Origin of the sequence: Stenotrophomonas sp. (assembly GCF_032056425.1) — a bacterium.
Classification (GTDB): Bacteria; Pseudomonadota; Gammaproteobacteria; order Xanthomonadales; family Xanthomonadaceae; genus Stenotrophomonas.
Genome location: NZ_DAMBCN010000002.1, coordinates 176,666 through 193,775, shown reverse-complemented (window position 1 = coordinate 193,775; position 17,110 = coordinate 176,666). Strand labels below are relative to the sequence as shown.

At 68.2% G+C, this 17,110-nt stretch carries 14 protein-coding genes; 5 read left to right on the top strand and 9 right to left on the bottom strand.

All coding sequences use genetic code 11. From position 1 onward, the window contains the following. Positions 1-60 precede the first annotated feature (60 nt). From RTY46_RS02320 to RTY46_RS02295, 6 genes are all read right to left on the bottom strand, one after another. Positions 61-657, bottom strand: a complete 597-nt coding sequence (locus RTY46_RS02320) for a GNAT family protein (protein WP_312706486.1) — start codon at positions 655-657, stop codon at positions 61-63. Next, entirely contained in the window at positions 650-3,775 is a 3,126-nt protein-coding gene (locus RTY46_RS02315) for an efflux RND transporter permease subunit (protein ID WP_312706485.1), read from the bottom strand. The genes RTY46_RS02320 and RTY46_RS02315 overlap by 8 nt, the downstream gene beginning before the upstream one ends. Next, positions 3,772-4,878 (bottom strand): efflux RND transporter periplasmic adaptor subunit, encoded by a 1,107-nt coding sequence (locus tag RTY46_RS02310; RefSeq protein ID WP_312706484.1) that lies wholly within the window; start codon positions 4,876-4,878, stop codon positions 3,772-3,774. The genes RTY46_RS02315 and RTY46_RS02310 overlap by 4 nt, the downstream gene beginning before the upstream one ends. A 301-nt stretch (positions 4,879-5,179) precedes the next feature. Then, positions 5,180-7,246, bottom strand: a complete 2,067-nt coding sequence (locus RTY46_RS02305) for a TonB-dependent copper receptor (RefSeq protein ID WP_312706483.1) — start codon at positions 7,244-7,246, stop codon at positions 5,180-5,182. Between the two features lie 72 nt (positions 7,247-7,318). Beyond that, positions 7,319-7,756: a DUF2946 family protein gene (locus RTY46_RS02300; RefSeq protein ID WP_312706482.1), complete on the bottom strand. Its 438-nt coding sequence runs from the start codon at positions 7,754-7,756 to the stop codon at positions 7,319-7,321. 581 nt (positions 7,757-8,337) lie between these two features. Further along, positions 8,338-9,345 (bottom strand): zinc-binding alcohol dehydrogenase family protein, encoded by a 1,008-nt coding sequence (locus RTY46_RS02295; RefSeq protein ID WP_312706481.1) that lies wholly within the window; start codon positions 9,343-9,345, stop codon positions 8,338-8,340. Between the two features lie 92 nt (positions 9,346-9,437). Between RTY46_RS02295 and RTY46_RS02290 the strand changes: the two genes are divergently transcribed. Genes RTY46_RS02290 through RTY46_RS02280 form a run of 3 tightly spaced genes read left to right on the top strand, consistent with a single transcriptional unit; the run spans position 9,438 to position 11,502 of the window. Next, entirely contained in the window at positions 9,438-10,418 is a 981-nt protein-coding gene (locus tag RTY46_RS02290; RefSeq protein ID WP_312706480.1) for a LysR family transcriptional regulator, read from the top strand. An 8-nt stretch (positions 10,419-10,426) separates the two neighbouring features. After that, positions 10,427-11,056: a leucine efflux protein LeuE gene (leuE, locus tag RTY46_RS02285; RefSeq protein WP_312706570.1), complete on the top strand. Its 630-nt coding sequence runs from the start codon at positions 10,427-10,429 to the stop codon at positions 11,054-11,056. After that, a complete protein-coding gene (locus RTY46_RS02280) occupies positions 11,053-11,502 on the top strand; it encodes a hypothetical protein (RefSeq protein ID WP_312706479.1) in 450 nt (149 codons plus the stop codon). Before leuE ends, RTY46_RS02280 begins: the two co-directional genes overlap by 4 nt. A gap of 93 nt (positions 11,503-11,595) precedes the next feature. Here the strand turns inward: RTY46_RS02280 and RTY46_RS02275 are convergent, their stop codons facing one another. The 3 genes from RTY46_RS02275 to RTY46_RS02265 form a co-directional block, all read right to left on the bottom strand. Beyond that, complete coding sequence (locus RTY46_RS02275; protein WP_312706478.1) at positions 11,596-12,252, bottom strand: suppressor of fused domain protein; 657 nt, start codon at positions 12,250-12,252, stop codon at positions 11,596-11,598. Positions 12,253-12,319: 67 nt separating this feature from the next. Beyond that, complete coding sequence (locus RTY46_RS02270) at positions 12,320-13,315, bottom strand: aldo/keto reductase (protein ID WP_312706569.1); 996 nt, start codon at positions 13,313-13,315, stop codon at positions 12,320-12,322. 37 nt (positions 13,316-13,352) lie between these two features. Next, positions 13,353-14,420 carry an aldo/keto reductase gene (locus tag RTY46_RS02265; protein ID WP_312706477.1) on the bottom strand — a complete coding sequence of 356 codons (1,068 nt, stop codon included), beginning with the start codon at positions 14,418-14,420 and terminating at the stop codon, positions 13,353-13,355. A 111-nt stretch (positions 14,421-14,531) separates the two neighbouring features. Here RTY46_RS02265 and RTY46_RS02260 point away from each other — a divergent pair, with 111 nt between their 5' ends. After that, positions 14,532-15,434 carry a LysR family transcriptional regulator gene (locus RTY46_RS02260; RefSeq protein WP_312706476.1) on the top strand — a complete coding sequence of 301 codons (903 nt, stop codon included), beginning with the start codon at positions 14,532-14,534 and terminating at the stop codon, positions 15,432-15,434. 220 nt (positions 15,435-15,654) lie between these two features. Next, on the top strand, positions 15,655-17,082 hold the full coding sequence (locus RTY46_RS02255) for an amino acid permease (RefSeq protein WP_312706475.1): 1,428 nt from the start codon (positions 15,655-15,657) through the stop codon (positions 17,080-17,082). Positions 17,083-17,110: the final 28 nt, after the last annotated feature.

Here is a 17,110-nt window from a genome sequence, read left to right as displayed (position 1 = left end):
CACGAGCGGTGCGAACCAAGGTTCGCACCTACCAGACGGTAGCCGCAGCACTCTGGCTGTTCAAGGCAGCTGGGTGCGCACCCGGGCGAAGCGGCGAAGGTCGTGCAGCTGGCCGCGCTTGTACACCGCGCAGCGGGCCGTGCCCTCTTCACTGAAGCCGTTGGCCAGCAGCACCCGGGCCGAGCCTTGGTTGAAATCCAGGACCTCGGCCTGAAGCCTGAACAGGCGCAGCTGATCCATCACCCAAGGCGCGAACAGGCCCACAACGCGGGTCATCACGCCCTGCCCCCAATGCGCCCGGCCCAGCCAATAACCCAGTTCGGCGCTGTGCCCGCGCTCGGCGGTGCCCGGCTGGGCGCCGATGCTGCCGCAGGCGTGGCCGTCGATTTCAATGGCCAGGTTCAGCGTGCTGGCCGCCAGCACGCGGCCGGACAGGAAGGCCAGGCCGTCGTCGCGGGTGTACGGGTACGGGAAGCGATCGCGCAGGCCGCGCGATACCTCGGGGTCGTTGGCGTGCTGCAGCAGCGATTCGAGGTCTTCGGGGTGCCAGGGGCGAAGGATGAAGCCTTCGCCCTGCAGCCTGGGGGTCAGAGCCCTTTCCCGTTGGGAAAGGGATCCGACCCCGTCCGGCACCCCGCCGGTGTGCCGGTCAGGCATGGCCGCCGACCGAGGGCGATTCGGCTTCCTGCTTTTCCAGTTCGCGCTTCACCGCTTCGGGCGAACGGGTGTAGGGGGCCAGGCGCGCGTAGAAGGCCGGCACCACGAACAGCGACAGGAAGGTGGACAGGGTGACGCCGAAGATGATGACGATGCCGATGGTGCCACGGCTGGCCGAGCCGGGGCCACCGGCCACCACCAGCGGAATGGCACCGACCACCGTGGCGATCGAAGTCATCAGGATCGGGCGCAGGCGCACCATCGCCGATTCGATGATGGCTTCGCGCACGGTGCGCCCGTCGTCGCGCAGCTGGTTGGCGAATTCCACGATCAGGATGCCGTTCTTGGCGGCCAGGCCGACCAGCATGACGATACCGATCTGACTGAACAGATTCACCGTTCCGCCACTCACCCACAGGCCGACCAGCGCGCCGAGCACGCCCAGTGGCACGGTCAGCATGATGGTGAGCGGATGGATGAAGCTTTCGAACTGCGCGGCCAACACCAGATAGACCACCAGCAGGGCCATGGCGAAGGTCAGCAGCACCGCGCCACCGGCGCTCTGGTACTCGCGCGATTCGCCCTTCCAGTTGATCTGCGCGTACTGCGGCAGTTCCTCGCGGCTGACCTGCTGCGCCCAGGCGATGGCTTCACCCAACGGGTAGCCCGGCGCCAGGCCGGCGCTGATGGTGATCGAGCGCAGGCGGTTGAAGCGGTTCAACGTGCCCGCCTCGGCCACTTCGCTCAGCGTGACCAGGTTGGACAACGGCACCAGTTCGCCGGAGTTGGCGCGCACGCGGATCGCGGCCAGGTCGGCCGGGCTGGCGCGGCCATCGCGGCCGGCCTGCACCAGCACGTCATACTCTTCGCCGTTGTCGACGAAGGTGGTGACGCGGCGCGAACCCATCATGGTTTCCAGCGCAGAGCCAATCGCGGTGACCGGCACGCCCAGGTCGGCCGCACGCTGGCGGTCGATGTTCACCCGCATCTGCGGGCGCGTTTCCTTGTAGTCCGAATCGGGGCCGACCAGGCCCGGGTTGTCGGCCATGCGCAGCAGGATGCGGTCGCGCCACTGGGCGATTTCCGCGTACTCCGGCCCGCCCAGCACGATTTGGAACGGCTGCCCGCCACTGCGCACCAGGCCACCACCAACCTGGGTGCGCACGCGCACGCCACGCAGGGTGTCCAGCTCCTTCTGCAGTTCGTTGGCCACGTCCACGGTGTTTTCGCTGCGCTGGCGCCACGGCTGCAGGAACACGCTCACCCGGCCGGTGTGCATTTCCTCGCTGGCACCGAAGCCGCCGGGCACGCGCGGGTTGGCACGGGCGATGGTCTTGTCGGCGCCCACGTGCGGGGCCAGCAGTGCTTCCACCTGCTGCACCTGCTGCACGGTGTAGTCATAGCCGGCGCCTTCGGGGCCATCGATCATGATCTGGAACGAACCGCGGTCTTCGGCCGGGGCCAGTTCGGAGGGCAGGATCTTCATCAGCCCCCAGGTGGCCAGCAGCGCAGCGGCCATCACCACCAGGTAGATCCAGGTGCGATCAACGTGATGGTCCAGCACGCGGCCGTAACCAGCCGCCAGGCGATCCAGGTTGCGGTTGATGAAGCCATGCAGGCCGCGCGGTGCCTGCCCGGTATGCGGCTTCAGCAGTTTGGAGGCCATCATCGGGGTAAGCGTGAGCGCCACGAACGCCGACAGCGCCACCGCTGCGGCCAGCGCCACCGCCAGTTCGCGGAACAGGCGACCGGTATTGCCTTCCAGGAAACCGACCGGCAGGAACACCGCCACCAGCACCGCGGTGGTGGCGATCACCGCGAAGGCGACCTGGGTGGTGCCGCGCTTGGACGCGACCAGCGGCGGTTCGCCCAGATCGATGCGGCGCTGCACGTTTTCCACCACCACGATGGCATCGTCCACCACCAGGCCGATACACAGCACCAGCGCCAGCAAGGTAAGCAGATTGATGGAGAAATCGAACGCGTACAGCGCGATGAACGCAGCCACCAGGCACACCGGCACCGTCACTGCCGGAATCAATGCGGCACGGAAGCTGCCCAGGAACAGCCAGATGACTGCCAGCACCAGCAGCATCGCCTCCACCAGGGTGGCGTAGACGCGGTCCACCGCCGCTTCGATGAAGGTGGTGTTGTCGAAGGTGACCACGATCTGCGTGCCTTCGGGCAGCGTGGCGGCGACCTTTTCTGCTTCCGCGCGCGCGGCGCGGGCCACGTCCAGCGAGTTGGCGGTGGAGGTCTTGACGATGCCCAGGCCCACGCCCGGTTCACCGTTGCTGCGGAAGTAGGCACGGCGTTCAGCCGAGGCCAGTTCGATCTTCGCCACGTCGCCCATGCGCACCACGTAGCCGTCGGCGCCCTTGCCCAGTGGAATGGTGGCGAAGTCTTCGGGTTTGACGTAGTTGCGCTCCACGCGCAGGGTGAAATCGCGGTCGGCCGATTCGATGCGGCCGGCCGGCAGTTCCACGTTCTCGTTGCGCAGGGCGGTTTCCACATCGCCGGTGGTCAGCCCGCGCGCGGCCAACTGGTCGCGGTCCAGCCAGATGCGCATGGCGTAGCGCTGGCGGCCGCCGATGCGCACCTGGGCCACGCCATCCAGGCTGGAAAAGCGATCGACCACGTAGCGGTCGGCGTAGTCGCTCAGTTCCAGCGTGTCCATGGTGGTGGAGGACATGTTGAACCAGATGATCGGGTCGGCATCGCTTTCCACCTTGGCGATTTCCGGCGGACGCGCCTCTTCGGGCATGCGGTCGGCCACGCGGCTGACGGCATCGCGCACATCGTTGGCGGCCGCTTCGATATCGCGGTTGGAGGTGAATTCGATGCTGACCTGCGAACGCCCGTTGGTACTGCGCGCGTTGATGGTGTCGATGCCTTCGATACCGGCCAGCGCGTCTTCCAGCACCTGGGTGATGCGGCTTTCAATCACCGCCGCCGAGGCGCCGGTGTAATCGACCGACACCGAGACGATGGGCGGATCGATGGCCGGCAGTTCGCGCAACGTCAGGCGGGTGAAGGACATGATGCCCAGCACCAGCAGCAGCAGGCTCATCACCACGGCAAACACCGGCCGCTGGATGGAGATGTCCGAAAGCTTCATCCGCCCTGGCCCTCGGCCGCGGCCGGGGTGGCTTCAGCCGGCGCGGGCGTTCCGTTGGCGGGGGCCGCATCGGTGGCCGCCACCTTCAAGCCGGGGCGCAGCTTGCCGGTACCATCAACCACGATGCGCTGCCCGGCCTGCAGGCCCTGGCGGATTTCCACCACGCCCGAGCGCCGCGCGCCGATCACCACGTCGGCACGTTCCACTGTGTCGTCGTTCTTCAGCCGGTACACATACGAGTCGCGCCCGACCTGCACCACGGCGATTTCCGGCACCACCAGCGCTGGGCGCTCGGGACGGAACAAGCGCACGTCCAGCAACATGCCGGGGCGCAACGCGTGGTCGGCGTTGGCGAAGTCGGCGCGCACGGTCACCGCACGGGTGGCTGGATCGATGCGGGCATCGATGGTGCTCACCTCGCCTTCGAAGGTGCGGCCGGGCCAGGCCACGCTGGTGGCACTGACCTTGTCACCCGTGGACAACGCAGCCAGTTCCACTTCCGGCACCTGGAAATCGACGTGCATGCGCTCGATGTCATCCAGCGTGGCGATCACCGTGGTGGGGGTGACCAGCGAGCCGGGGCTGACCTGGCGGATGCCGAGCACGCCGGCGAACGGCGCGCGCACGCGGCGATCGCCGATTTCCGACTGCATTTCCGCCACGCGCGCTTCAGCCGAATCGCGGATCGCTTTCTGCGTATCCAGCGTGGCGCTGGACACCAGGCGCTGGGTGGCCAGTTCGCGCTGGCGCTTGTACAGCTGGTCGGCTTCGGCAAACGTGGCCTGGGCCTGGCTGAGCGCAGCCTGCTGGGCCTGGCCGCGCAGGGTCACGATGGGGGCACCGGCGGCCACCTGCTGGCCGCTTTCGAAATGGACCCGGTCCACGATTTCGCTGACCTTGGCAGTCACACTGATCGATTCACGTGCCTTGGCCGTGCCCAACGCCTGCAGGGTGTCATTCCACTGCGTGGGCTGCACCACCTGCGCGGTGACCGGTACGGCTTCACCCTGCCGGCGTGCGGCAGCCTCCGGCTTGCCTGCACAGCCGGCCAGGAGGGCCAGGCCGAGGCCAAGGGCCAGCGGGGAAGCGATACGAGCCAACATGCACAGTCCTGATTGATCCACGGCCGCCGAGTGTAGGCACCCCCCCATGAAATCGGTATGTGCCAAGCGTTTACCGCCGTGAAACCGCCACTGCGATAGCGCCGGGAACCCGTTCCATGCAAGGGTTGCCGCCGTGGTGTCGGCGTATGTCGGGATGTATCCAGCGCCCCCGCGCGCGCCGATGCCATCGTACAGTCAAACCTGCCTGGCTGAGGGCGCCAGGCAGGGGTCGGCCCTGGCGGGGTCCGACCCCGTTTTTTTTTACCCGGCGCATGGGTAGCGCCGGGCCATGCGCGGCGGATCAATACCGGTAGTTCACCTTCAGCCACAGGCTGCGCCCGGGCTCGTTGATGCGCACCGGATCGGCCGGGAAACCAAAGTCGGCGCTGCCGGCCAGGTTCAGGTGCTCGCTGTAGGCGCGGTCGAACAGGTTGTCCACGCCCGCGCTGACCTGCAGTTGCGGGCTGAAGCGGAACGCCGCATTGAGCGCGAAGGTGGCAAACCCTGCGCTGGGCCCAAGATCCTGCGCCACCACATTGCCCTGCCCGGTGGCGACCCGGTGCTGGGCGGCCACGGCCCGCAGCAACGCACCGGCACTCCAGCGCTGGCCCTGCCAGTCGGCGCTCAGGCGCGCTTCCAGCGGCGGCATCTGCGGCAACGGGCGGTGCGCATCGCCGTTCTCGCCCCAGGCATATGCAACGGTACTGCCCAGCGACCACTGCGGGTCCAGTTGCAGTTTCACTCCGGCTTCGGCGCCAGCGATGCGCGCGTCGATGTTGTCGGCCTGGCTGCTGCTGCCGATCATGCCGCCGCTTCGATAGGTGAACAGGATGTAGTCCTGGATCTGCCCGGCGTAGGCAGACACCCAGGCCTGCACGCGCGGCCCGTTGTACTGCACGCCTACGTCGAGCTGGGTGGTGCGTTCGGGCTGGATGCCGGCAAAAGCATTCACGCTGCCGGCCGGTCCGGCATCGGGCGAGAACAGTTCCCAGTAATCCGGCATGCGCTCGCTGTGGCCCAGCCCGGCGTAGGCGGTCAGGCCCTGGGCCAGCTCCTGTTCGTAGCGCAGGAAGCCGCTGCCCAACCACTGCCGGCGCTGCTGGCCAGCGGTGGGGTTGGGCATGTCCATCATCATCCCGCTGATCTGCGCGCGCGTATCTCGAACCCGGGCACGGTCGATGCGCAGTCCGCTGATCCAGCGCTGCGCGGTGTCCGCGCCCAGGGTCAGTTCAGTGAACACGCCCTGCCGCTCGAAGTCGGCATCACGGCTCCAGGCCGCGTTCTGGTAGGTGTTGCGGCCCATGCCCACGCGCCCACGGTGGCGGCTGTCCTCGGCATCCACGCCGGCCACCAGCTGCACGTCCTGCCAGCGCCACTCTGAACTGATCCGCCCGCCCTGGGTACGCCGATCGACATTGGAGGCCATCGGCATGGGCATGCTGCTGTCCGGGTTGGGCGTGCGCAGCGTGTAGTTGTCCATCACGTGGTCGGCTTCGTTGTAGTACACGTTGGCCTGCAGCGTGTCCCATGCACCGGGCAGGTTTCGCTTCTCGAAGCGCGCACCGAAGGTGGTGCGTTCGAAGGCCGCACCGTCCATGCCACGGCCGGCATAGCGCGCGATCGCGTCGCCGGCACCGGCCGACACTTCCAGCAGCGTATCGGCATCGGGCGTCCAGCCCAGCGCCACATCGCCGTTCCACTTGCGCCACTTCGAAGGCACGACATCGCCGTGGCCGTCCTTGTAGTCATCCGCTTCGGAACGGTTGCCGCTGGCGCGTACGTAGCCGGCGGGATTGCCCAGCGTCAGGTCCAGCACCTGGTCGTTGCGGTTGCGCGAACCGACCAGGGTACTTGCATCGGCGCGCACGCCCGGCGCCTCGAAGCGCGGCGTATCACGTTCGAAACGGATGGTGCCGGCCGAGGCCCCCGCACCCCAGCGCACGCTCTGTGGGCCCTTGATGATGGTCAGCCGGTCGAAGCTCTCCGGCGCGATGTAGGACAGCGGATTGTCCATGCGCGAAGGACACGCGCCGATCAGGTTGCCATCGTTGCTGAGGATGTTCAGGCGCGAACCGAACATGCCGCGCAGCACCGGGTCGCCATTGGTGCCGCCGTTGCGGATGGCGGAAAAACCGGGAACGGTCTTCAGGTAATCGGCGCCATCGCTGGCCGGCACCGGCTGCCGCGGCAGCCGCGGGTCGGTCACCCAGTGCAGTGGCGAAGAGGGTGCGGCGGCGGTCACCACCAGGGTATCGAGGGTGCGCGCTTCATCAGCGGGCGCAGCGTGGGCCAGCGAGGCGGCCACCGCGAGGCCGAGGGCAACTGGCAGGCGCGCGGATGCGCCCGCGGGGCGGGACAGGCTTTTCATGCAGACAACTCCAGGGTACGCACGCGCGCACGGCGCCCGGTCAGGCATCGTGCGGCGGATTGAATGGGAAATTCAGCGGACGATGGAGCGCAGCGGTGGGCCTCGCGCGGCATGCGCGGGCCAGTGTTGCGGTGGCAGCGGCGGCAGCAGCGGGGCGAACAGCACACGCGGCCGCCACAGCAGCGGCACCAGCAGCAGCGCCACGGCCAGCCACGGCAGCAGGCGCATGGCCAGCACGCAGTACTCGCAGGCTTCGCCGTGCATGGCATGCGGATCGGCCGGTGGGGTTGAATCCCGTTGCGCATGCAACGTGCCGTGTTCTTCAGCCATGCTGCCGTGATGCATGTGGGCGTGCATGGCTGGCGACATCTGATCCATCTGCGCATGCGCAGGAGGGCGATGCTCGGGCGCCTGCAGCGCGCGGCTGACCAGCGGCGCAAGCACCATCAGCAGCGTTGCCACGAAGGCAAGCTGCAGCAGGAGGCGCTGCGGGCGGGACAGACGGTTCACCGCGCTAGTGTAGAGCCCGCTCCAGGGTTGGCCGTGCGACGAACCGTCGCAGGTGTTGGGGGCTTTTCGGCAGGGCTGCGCCCTGCACCTGCTCGATGCAACGGCAACGGCAACAGCAACGTCAACGTCAACGTCAAAAGCGGCTATCCGTGGGTTGGCGGGGTGGGTCCGGTTGCGGGGGACGCCGTAAACCCGTCCATGGGGGCTTATCCGCGCCATCCATGGCGCGGATACCCCCGCAACCGGACCCACCCCGCCTTCGACAGACTTCCGCGATCTGTCGGAACGGCACGGGGTCAGATCCCGTTGCATCGCAACGGGCTCTGACCCCGGTTCTGCTCTTGATCTTGCTCTTGATCTTGATCTTCTTTTTTCTTCTCCGTGGCTGACCGCACACGGGAACTGTCAGAGGTCGGGCGGGTGGGTTGCGCGGGGGTGTCGGCCGCATGGATGCGGCTGACAAGCCTCCATGGATGGATTCACGGCGTCCCCCGCGCAACCCACCCGCCCGACCCAGCGCAGGGTTTCGCTTTCCGCGACCAACCCACAGCCGCGAGGGGCTCAGCCGTTGGCTGGAATCCTTACCAGCCTTCCAGCACGATCTTGCCCTTGGCGCGGTGGCTTTCCAGCACTGCGTGCGCGCGGCGCAGGTTGGCGGCATTGATGCGCCCGAAGTTCTCGCCCAGCGTGGTCTGCAGCACGCCGGCATCGATCAGCTCGGCCACGCGGTTCAACAGATCGTGCTGCTTCTGCATGTCCGCCGTCTTGAACAGCGGGCGGGTGAACATCAGTTCCCAGTGCAGCGACAGCGCCTTGCGCTTGAGCGCCATCACGTCCAGTTGGCCCGGGTCATCGATCAGCCCCAGCTGGCCCTGCGGTGCCAGCACCTCCACGATCTGCCCATAGTGCTGGTCGGTGTGGGTCAGGCTGGCCACGTGCTCCACCTGGGCGATGCCCAGTCGTGCCAGACCTTCGGCCAGCGGCAGGCTGTGGTCGATCACGTGGTGCGCACCCATGGCGTACACCCAGTCCTGGGTGTCGGGACGCGAGGCGGTGCCGATCACCGTCAGCTGGGTCAGCTGCCGTGCCAGCTGCACCAGGATCGAGCCGACACCGCCCGCGGCACCGATCACCAGCAGGGTCTGCCCTTCACCGCCGCCCTCGGCAACGCGCAGGCGGTCGAACAGCAGCTCCCAGGCGGTGATCGCGGTCAGCGGCAGGGCCGCCGCCGCCGCGTCGTCCAGACGGGCGGGCTTGCGGCCGACGCTGCGCTCGTCCACCAGCTGGTATTCGGCATTGCTGCCCGGGCGGTCGATCACGCCGGCGTAGTAGACCGCGTCGCCGGGCTGGAACAGGGTCACTTCGCTGCCCACCGCATCGACCACGCCCACGGCGTCCCAGCCCAGCACGCGCGGGCCTTCGGTGGCGGCGTTGCGGCGCACCTTGGTATCCACCGGGTTCACCGCCACGGCGCGCACCGCCACCCGCAGGTCGCGGGGGCCCGGCTGCGGCAGGTCCAAGTCGATGTCGATCAGGGCCTGCGGGTCATCGATCGGCAGGCCGGCGTGGGTGTAGGCAATGGCGCGCATGGCAGCGGTCCAGGGGGGAAAGGAATCCACAGCGTGCGCCGCGCGCGGCTCCCCGGAAAGGCGCAGAATCGGTCAGCACTTTCACTCCGACAATGAAAATGATCCGTTTCGACGATCTGCAGCTGTTCGTCCGCACCGCCGCGCTGGGCAGCTTCTCGCAGGCCGCACGCGAGGCCGACCTGCTGCCCGGCCAGGTGGCCGCCGCGGTGGCACGGCTGGAGCGTGAGCTGGACCTGCGCCTGTTCGTGCGCACCACCCGCAGCCTGCGCCTGACTGGCGAAGGTGCGCTGTACCTGCCCTATGCGCAGGAGGTGCTGACCACCCTGCGCGAGGGTCAGGCACGGGTACAGGGCGACGCGGCCGAACTGCACGGCACCCTGCAGCTGTCGGCGCCTTCGGATTTCGGCCGCAACCTGCTGCTGCCGTGGCTTGCGACCTTCCGCGCCGCCCATCCGAAGCTGCGCCTGCACCTGCGGCTGTCCGACGAGGTTGCCGATGTATTCCGCGACCCGGTGGACGTGGCGATCCGTCTGGGCCAGTTCGACGATGCCAACTACGTGGCCCTGCCCCTGCTGGAGGGCAACCGCCGCGTGCTGGCCGCCTCACCCGCCTATCTGCAGCGGCGCGGGGTGCCGGCGCGGCTGGAGGATCTGCGCGAGCACGACTGCCTGGCCTACCAGCTGGGTGGCCGCACCTACGATCGCTGGGCGTTCGAGGTCGAGGGACGGCGGGTGGTGGTGCCGGTGCGCGGCCCGCTGGTCTGCGACGATGCCGACGTGGTGCGGCGTTGGGCGGTGGCTGGTGAAGGCATCACCTACAAGTCGTGGCTGGACCTGCGCGAGGACGTGCTGCAACGTCGCCTGCAGGTGCTGCTGGACGGCGTTGGCAGCCCTGTTCCGCTGCAGCTGGTGTGCCCGCACCGCAAGCAGTTCTCGCCGGCGGTGCGGCAATTGCACGCGCAGCTGCGCCAGCACCTGCAACCGCTGCTGTCCGGGCTGCCCGGCGGCGACGGCGTGCCCCTGTCCCCCACTGCGGCTCTGGCCGACAATAACGGCCCCCCGCAACAACAATGAGCCAAGCCATGCCGTGGATGGGCATCCAGGACCTGTGGACGTTCCTGCTCGCCGTACTGGTGTTCCTTGCCCTGCCCGGGCCCGGCACCTTCACCCTGCTCACGGCCACTGGCCGTGGCGGCGTGCGCGGCGGCTACACCGCGCTGGCCGGGCTGCTGCTGGGCGATCAGATCCTGATGTGGCTGGCGCTGGCCGGCGTGGCCGCGCTGCTGAAAGCCAACCCGCCGGTCTTCCACGCGGTGCAGTACCTGGGCGCGGCCTACCTGGTGTGGGTTGGCATCAGCCTGCTGCGCACGCCGAAGACCGAGGGCGGTGATGCCGGCCCGATCCGCATGCAGCCCGGCCGCTATTTCCAGCAGGCGATCCTGGTCAGCCTGCTCAATCCCAAGGCCATTCTTTTCTACATGGCGTTCCTGCCGCTGTTCATCGATCCGAAGGCGCACCATGGCATCGCCACGTTCGCGGCGCTGGCCGGCATCATCTTCGTGGTCAGCGTGGCCTACTGCTCGCTGCTGATCGGCGCAGGCAACCTGGCACGGCGCCGGTTGATCCAGCACCCGCGGGTGAGTACGGCGTTGCGCCGCGTGGCCGGCCTGTTCCTGGTCGGCTTCGGCATCCGCCTGGGGCTGAACGGGTGATCCGGCTGCTGATGCTGCTGGTGGTGACCGCGCTGCTGGCTGATCCAGCGGCGGCGGCGACTGCGCAGGACCATCGCTGCCTGACGGGTGGGCGCGACAACAGCCTGCACCTGCTGTGGCGCTGGCTCGACGATGGCAGCGCCGATGTGCAGTACGCCGGGCAGCGCGGGCGCCTGCCGGTGCGCCGGATAGCGCAGGAGACCACGGTGCTGGACGGGGACCGGCCCTATCAGTTCGATAGCGTGTGGCAGGAAGACGTCAATGGCCACCGGAACGGGCGCTATTACCTGAGCACACAGGGTGCGCGCGTCTACAGTTTCAGCTACGAGCGCGCGAGCGACGGGCGACGCACGGCCTTCACCGAGGATGTTGATGCGTGGCAGGAAGACGGCTGCCACTGGCCGGGGATCGAGCCGTTGACCGTAGCGTCGAGCTTGCTGGACTGATCCGTCGCGGTAGCGTCGAGCTTGCTCGACTTATTTTCCGTGCCAGTCGAGCAAGCTCGACTCTACGACTCCTTCAGTCGAGCAAGCTCGACGCTACGGTGCCAGGTCGATTCCGCCACGCTGCGGGTCGACCACCGGCGCGGCGCCAGCCGCGGTCAGCTGCGCCAGCACCGTTTCAAAGTCGTGTTCGCGGCCGAAAGCATGTTCATCCAGGGTCAGCGGCAGCAGCTGCAGGAAATCGAAGCGGCCGGAGGGCAGCTGCTGTGGGCCGGGGAAATGCGGCGAGGGAATGAACACCATCGCCTGCAGTTCGCTGTCGGCACGGTCCACCGGCATGCCCAGCTTCAACCGGTGCCACGGCGCCAGCGGCCCGCCCGGCATGCGCGAATGGCACAGCAGCAGCTGGTAGGCGGTGAACCAGCGCAGGGTGGTCAGTGCCCATGGCGCTTCGTCGCGCGTCTCCAGCAGCAGTTCGACACCAAAGCCCGAATCGCCGTCCTCGTGCGCACCTTCCCAGGCGTTGGACAGGCCCGAGCTGACATACACCCAGTGCCGGCGCTCGCCATGTGGAGGGCAGGCAAACACGCCCACGTGCAGCCAGCGCGGATCAATGTCCTCCTGCTGGAACACCCCGCGCAGCAGGTCCATGTCCAGCGGGTAGATGCCCGGACCGGTATCACCGAAGTGCTGCTTGTACAGGGTCTCCTCGCGGATTTCCCAGCTGCGTTCGAGCAGGGTGTCGTCGTCCATGGGGGGCATCGTGCGTCCTTGGCGGTTGCGGGCGGGGCGGCAGGATAGCGCGGCCCCGCCCGTCGTTTCAGCGGTCCACCGTGGCCAGCACGGCCTGCGAGTAGCGTTCCCCGGCCGCCGCATGCAGCGGGAACACCGCATCCAGTCGAGCAAGCACGTCCGCGCCCAGCTGCACCTGCAGCGCGCCCAGGTTCTCCTGCAGCCGTGGCAGGCGCGTGGTGCCCGGAATCGGCACCAGGTGCGGACCCTGCGCCAGTACCCAGGCCAGGGCCAGCTGTGCCGGGGTGATCTCCAGCTCGGCGGCCAACCCCTGCACCTGTGCCACCAGCGCCAGGTTGCGGGCGAAGTTGTCGCCCTGGAAGCGCGGCGAACTGCGGCGGTAGTCGTCGGCCTCGAAGTCATCCGGGCTGCGGATGGCACCGGTCAGGAAGCCCCGGCCCAGCGGCGAATACGGCACGAAGCCGATGCCCAGTTCGGCGGTGGTGGCCAGCACCCCGTTCTGTTCCGGTTCGCGCGACCACAGTGAGTACTCGCTCTGCACCGCGGTGATCGGGTGCACCGCGTGGGCGCGGCGGACCGTAGCTGCGGAGGTCTCGGACAAGCCCAGCCAACGCACCTTGCCCTGTTCCACCAGCCGCGCCATCGCACCTACGGTGTCTTCGATCGGCACCGTCGGGTCGACGCGGTGCTGGTAGTACAGGTCGATGTGGTCCACGCCCAGCCGGCGCAGGCTGTCCTCGCAGGCGGCCTGCACGTATTCCGGGCGGCCGTCGATGCCGCGTGCCTGCGGGTTGCCCGGGTCCAGCTTCAGGCCGAACTTGCTGGCCAGGAACACCTCGTTGCGGCTTCCGGCTATGGCGCGGCCGAGCAGGCGTTCATTGCTGTGCGGGCCGTATACATCGGCGGTGTCGAGCAGGGTCACGCCACGGTCCAGCGCCTGATGGATCAGGGCGATGGCCGCGTCTTCGCTGCCGCGCCCGCCGTAGAAGGCGCTCATGCCCATGCAGCCCAGGCCCAGGGCGGACACGGTGGGGCCGGCGGGGCCGAGGGTGCGGGTGGTCATCGGTGCGGGGTTCATCGGCAAGTCTCCGTCGGAAAGATCAGGCGCGCGTCTGCAGGCGGGTGCCGCCGCTCATCAACATGCGTGGCAGTGGCATCTGCAGGAAGTCGTGCGGGAAGGACGGTGCAACGGCGCTGATCGCGTCCAGTCGTGCGATCACCTCGACCGGCAACTGCAGCTGCAGGGCGTCCAGGTTGTGCTCGAACTGGGCCAGCGTGCGGGCGCCGACAATGGGCAGGGCACCGGCTGCGGGGCGCTGCAACAGCCAGGCCAGGGCAACCTGGGCCGGGGAGTGCGTCAGTTCCTGGGCGATCTGCCGGACTTCATCGGCGATCTGCAGCGAACGTGGGGTCAACGCACCGTTGATCAGGGCGACGTTGCGGCGTGATCCACCCGGCGTGGCCTCCAGTGCATCGGTCTGGGCCAGATCGGCGGCGCTGTACTTGCCTGTCAGCACGCCGCTGCCCAGCGGCGACCAGGCCACCACGCCCAGGCCCAGCGCCTGCGCCATCGGCAGCAGTTCGTGTTCCACGCTGCGCTGGATCAGGCTGTATTCGATCTGCAGCGCCACCAGCGGCGCCCAGCCGCGCAGGTCGGCCAGGGTCTGCATGCGTGCGATCTGCCAGGCCGGTGTATCGGAAATGCCGGCGTACAGCACCTTGCCGCTGCGCACCAGATCGTCGAAGCCACGCATCACCTCGTCCACGCCGGTGGTGCCGTCCCAGGCGTGCAGGTACAGCACGTCCAGGTAATCAGTACCCAGCCGGCGCAGGCTGTCCTCCACCGAGCGCAGCATGCTCTTGCGGTGGTTGCCGGCGTTGTTGGGGTCGCCCGGCACGGTGGCCAGGGTGTATTTGCTGGCGATGACCAGCCGCTCGCGCCGGCCCTTGGCGAAACGGCCGAGCAGGGTCTCGGCGCTGCCGTTGGTGTAGTTGTTCGCCGTATCGACGAAATTGCCGCCACGTTCGACGTAGGCGTCGAAGATGCGACGGGCCTCGGCTTCATCCGCGCCCCAGCCCCAGTCGGCGCCGAAGGTCATCGTGCCCAGGGCCATCGGGCTGACCCGCAGGCCGGAGCGGCCCAGCAGGCGGTAGTGGTCGAGCGACATTGCAGATCTCCATCACGCAGGCGGTGCATCCGCCGGGGAAGCCAGCTTCCTCCTCTCGATCATGTGGATAAACTGCGTACAACCGGACTCACCTTGAAGGATGGCTTCACAATGGACGCCTCTGCGCCACTTACCGCCGTGGTCGCCTTCGTTCGCGTGGCCGACCATGCCAGTTTCACCCGCGCCGCCGACGCTCTGGGGGTGTCGACCTCGGCGCTGTCGCAGAGCGTGCGCGCGCTGGAAGCACGGATGGGCGTGCGCCTGCTGCAGCGGACCACGCGGCGGGTGGGCCTGACCGAACACGGCGCACGCTTCCTGCAGCGCGTGCGCGGCGGCCTGGAGCAGATCGACCAGGCCTTCGCCGAGCTGGACAGCGCGCGCTCGGTGCCGGCCGGGCTGCTGCGGGTGACCTTGCCGCGCATCGTCGCCGATCGCATGGTGCTGCCGCGGCTGCCCGATTTCCTCGCCCGCTACCCGCAGGTGCAGGTGGAACTGTGCGTGGACCCGGCGCTGACCGATCTGGTCGCCGAGGGCTTCGACGCTGGCATCCGCCTGGGCGAATCACTGGCGCAGGGCATGATCGCGGTGCCGGTTGGACCGCCCGAGCGACAGGTGGTGGTGGCCACGCCGGCCTACTTCGAACGCCACGGTGTGCCGCAGACGCCGCACGACCTGCAGGACCATGTCTGCATCGTGCACCGGCTGGCCAACGGCCGGTTGATGCCCTGGGAATTCAGCCGCGAGGGCCACGACCTGGAGGTGGAAGTGACCGGGCGGCTGGTGTTCAACGATGCCGGCGTCGCCCATCGCGCCGTGCTGGATGGTCTGGGCATGGCCCAGGGCTTCGCCTCGCTGGTGGCCGACGACATTGCCGCCGGCCGCCTGCGCAGCGTGCTGCAGGACTGGCAGCCACCATTCCCCGGCTTCCACCTGTACTACCCGGCGCGCGAACAGATGCCGCCCAAGCTGCGGGTGTTCATCGACCACCTGCGCGCGGCCATGGATGACCGGTAGCGTCGAGCTTGCTCGACTGTTCTGCACAGTCGAGCAAGCTCGACGCTACCCACCCGAAGCCATCGGGCGTGACCGGGTGACCGTTTATGCCGATTCCGGCACCCTGATCGGGCCACAGCGCGCGGCATGGCGGGTATGACCCCCGTCAGTGGTAATGCTGCGCTGCGTTGGGTCACACTCGGGAACTTGTCGTTCCAAGTCATCCCCTTCCGAGGCCTGCATGTCCCTGCTCCGGCGCAAGACCCTAGATTCCGTCACCCAGCATGAAGCCGGCCGGCGGCTGGTCCCGACCCTCAGCTGGCCGCACCTGATCGCTCTGGGCATCGGTGCCATCGTCGGCACCGGCATCTACACGCTCATCGGCGTGGGCGCCAACCTGGCCGGTCCTGCGGTGCTGATCTCCTTCGCCATCGCCGGTGCGGTCTGCGCCTGCGCGGCGCTGTCCTATGCCGAGCTGTCCACGATGATGCCGGCCGCCGGCAGCGCCTACACCTACAGCTACAGCGCGCTGGGCGAGGTATTCGCCTGGGTGGTGGGCTGGAGCCTGATCCTCGAATACTCGCTGGTGGTCAGTACGGTGGCGGTCGGCTGGTCCGGCTACTTCGTCGGCTTCCTCGAATGGGCGCATACGCAGTTCGGCTGGAACATCACCCTGCCGGCCGCACTCGCTGCGGGCCCGCATGTCGCCGGTGGCGTCATCAACCTGCCGGCAATCGTCATCACCTGGCTGGTCGCACTGATGCTGATGGCCGGCACCAAGGAAAGCGCCACGCTCAACGCCATCCTGGTGGTGTTCAAGCTGATCGCGCTGGCGATCTTCGTGGCCGTCGCCCTGCCCGCCTTCGACAGCGCCAACCTGCAGCCGTTCATGCCGTACGGGTTTGCCAAATCGATGGGCCCCGATGGCGTCGAGCATGGCGTGATGGCGGCGGCAGCGATCATCTTCTTCGCCTTCTACGGCTTCGATGCAATCTCCACTGCGGCCGAAGAAACCAAGAATCCCGGCCGCGACCTGTCCATCGGCATCATCGGTTCGATGATCGGCTGCACCATCGTCTACGTGCTGGTGGCGCTGGCTGCGGTGGGTGCGATGAGCTACGCGGTGTTCGGCCACAGCGCCGAGCCGCTCGCCCTGATCATGCGCCAGCTCGGCCATCCGACCGCGGCCATGGTGATCGGCGTGATCGCGATCATCGCCCTGCCGACCGTGCTGCTGGCCTTCCTGTACGGGCAGAGCCGCATCTTCTTCGTGATGAGCCGCGACGGCCTGCTGCCGCGTGGCCTGTCCAAGGTCAACGCACGCACCGGCACGCCGGTGGCGACCACGCTGTTCACTGCCGTGGTGGTGTCGGCGCTGGCCGGCGTGGCACGCCTGGACGAGATCGCGGCACTGGCCAACGCCGGTACCCTGGCCGCGTTCACCGCGGTGGGCATCTGCCTGGTGGTGCTGCGGCTGCGCGAGCCGGACCGCGCGCGCACCTTCCGCACGCCGCTGGCCTTCGTGGTCGGGCCGCTGGCCGCGCTGGGCTGCATCTACCTGTTCATCAGCCTTCCGCACACCACCCAGCTGTACTTCCTTGTGTGGAACGTGGTCGGCCTGGTGCTGTACTTCCTGTACAGCCGCCGCAATGCGGTGATCGCGCGCTGATCTGTAGAGTCGAGCCATGCTCGACTGC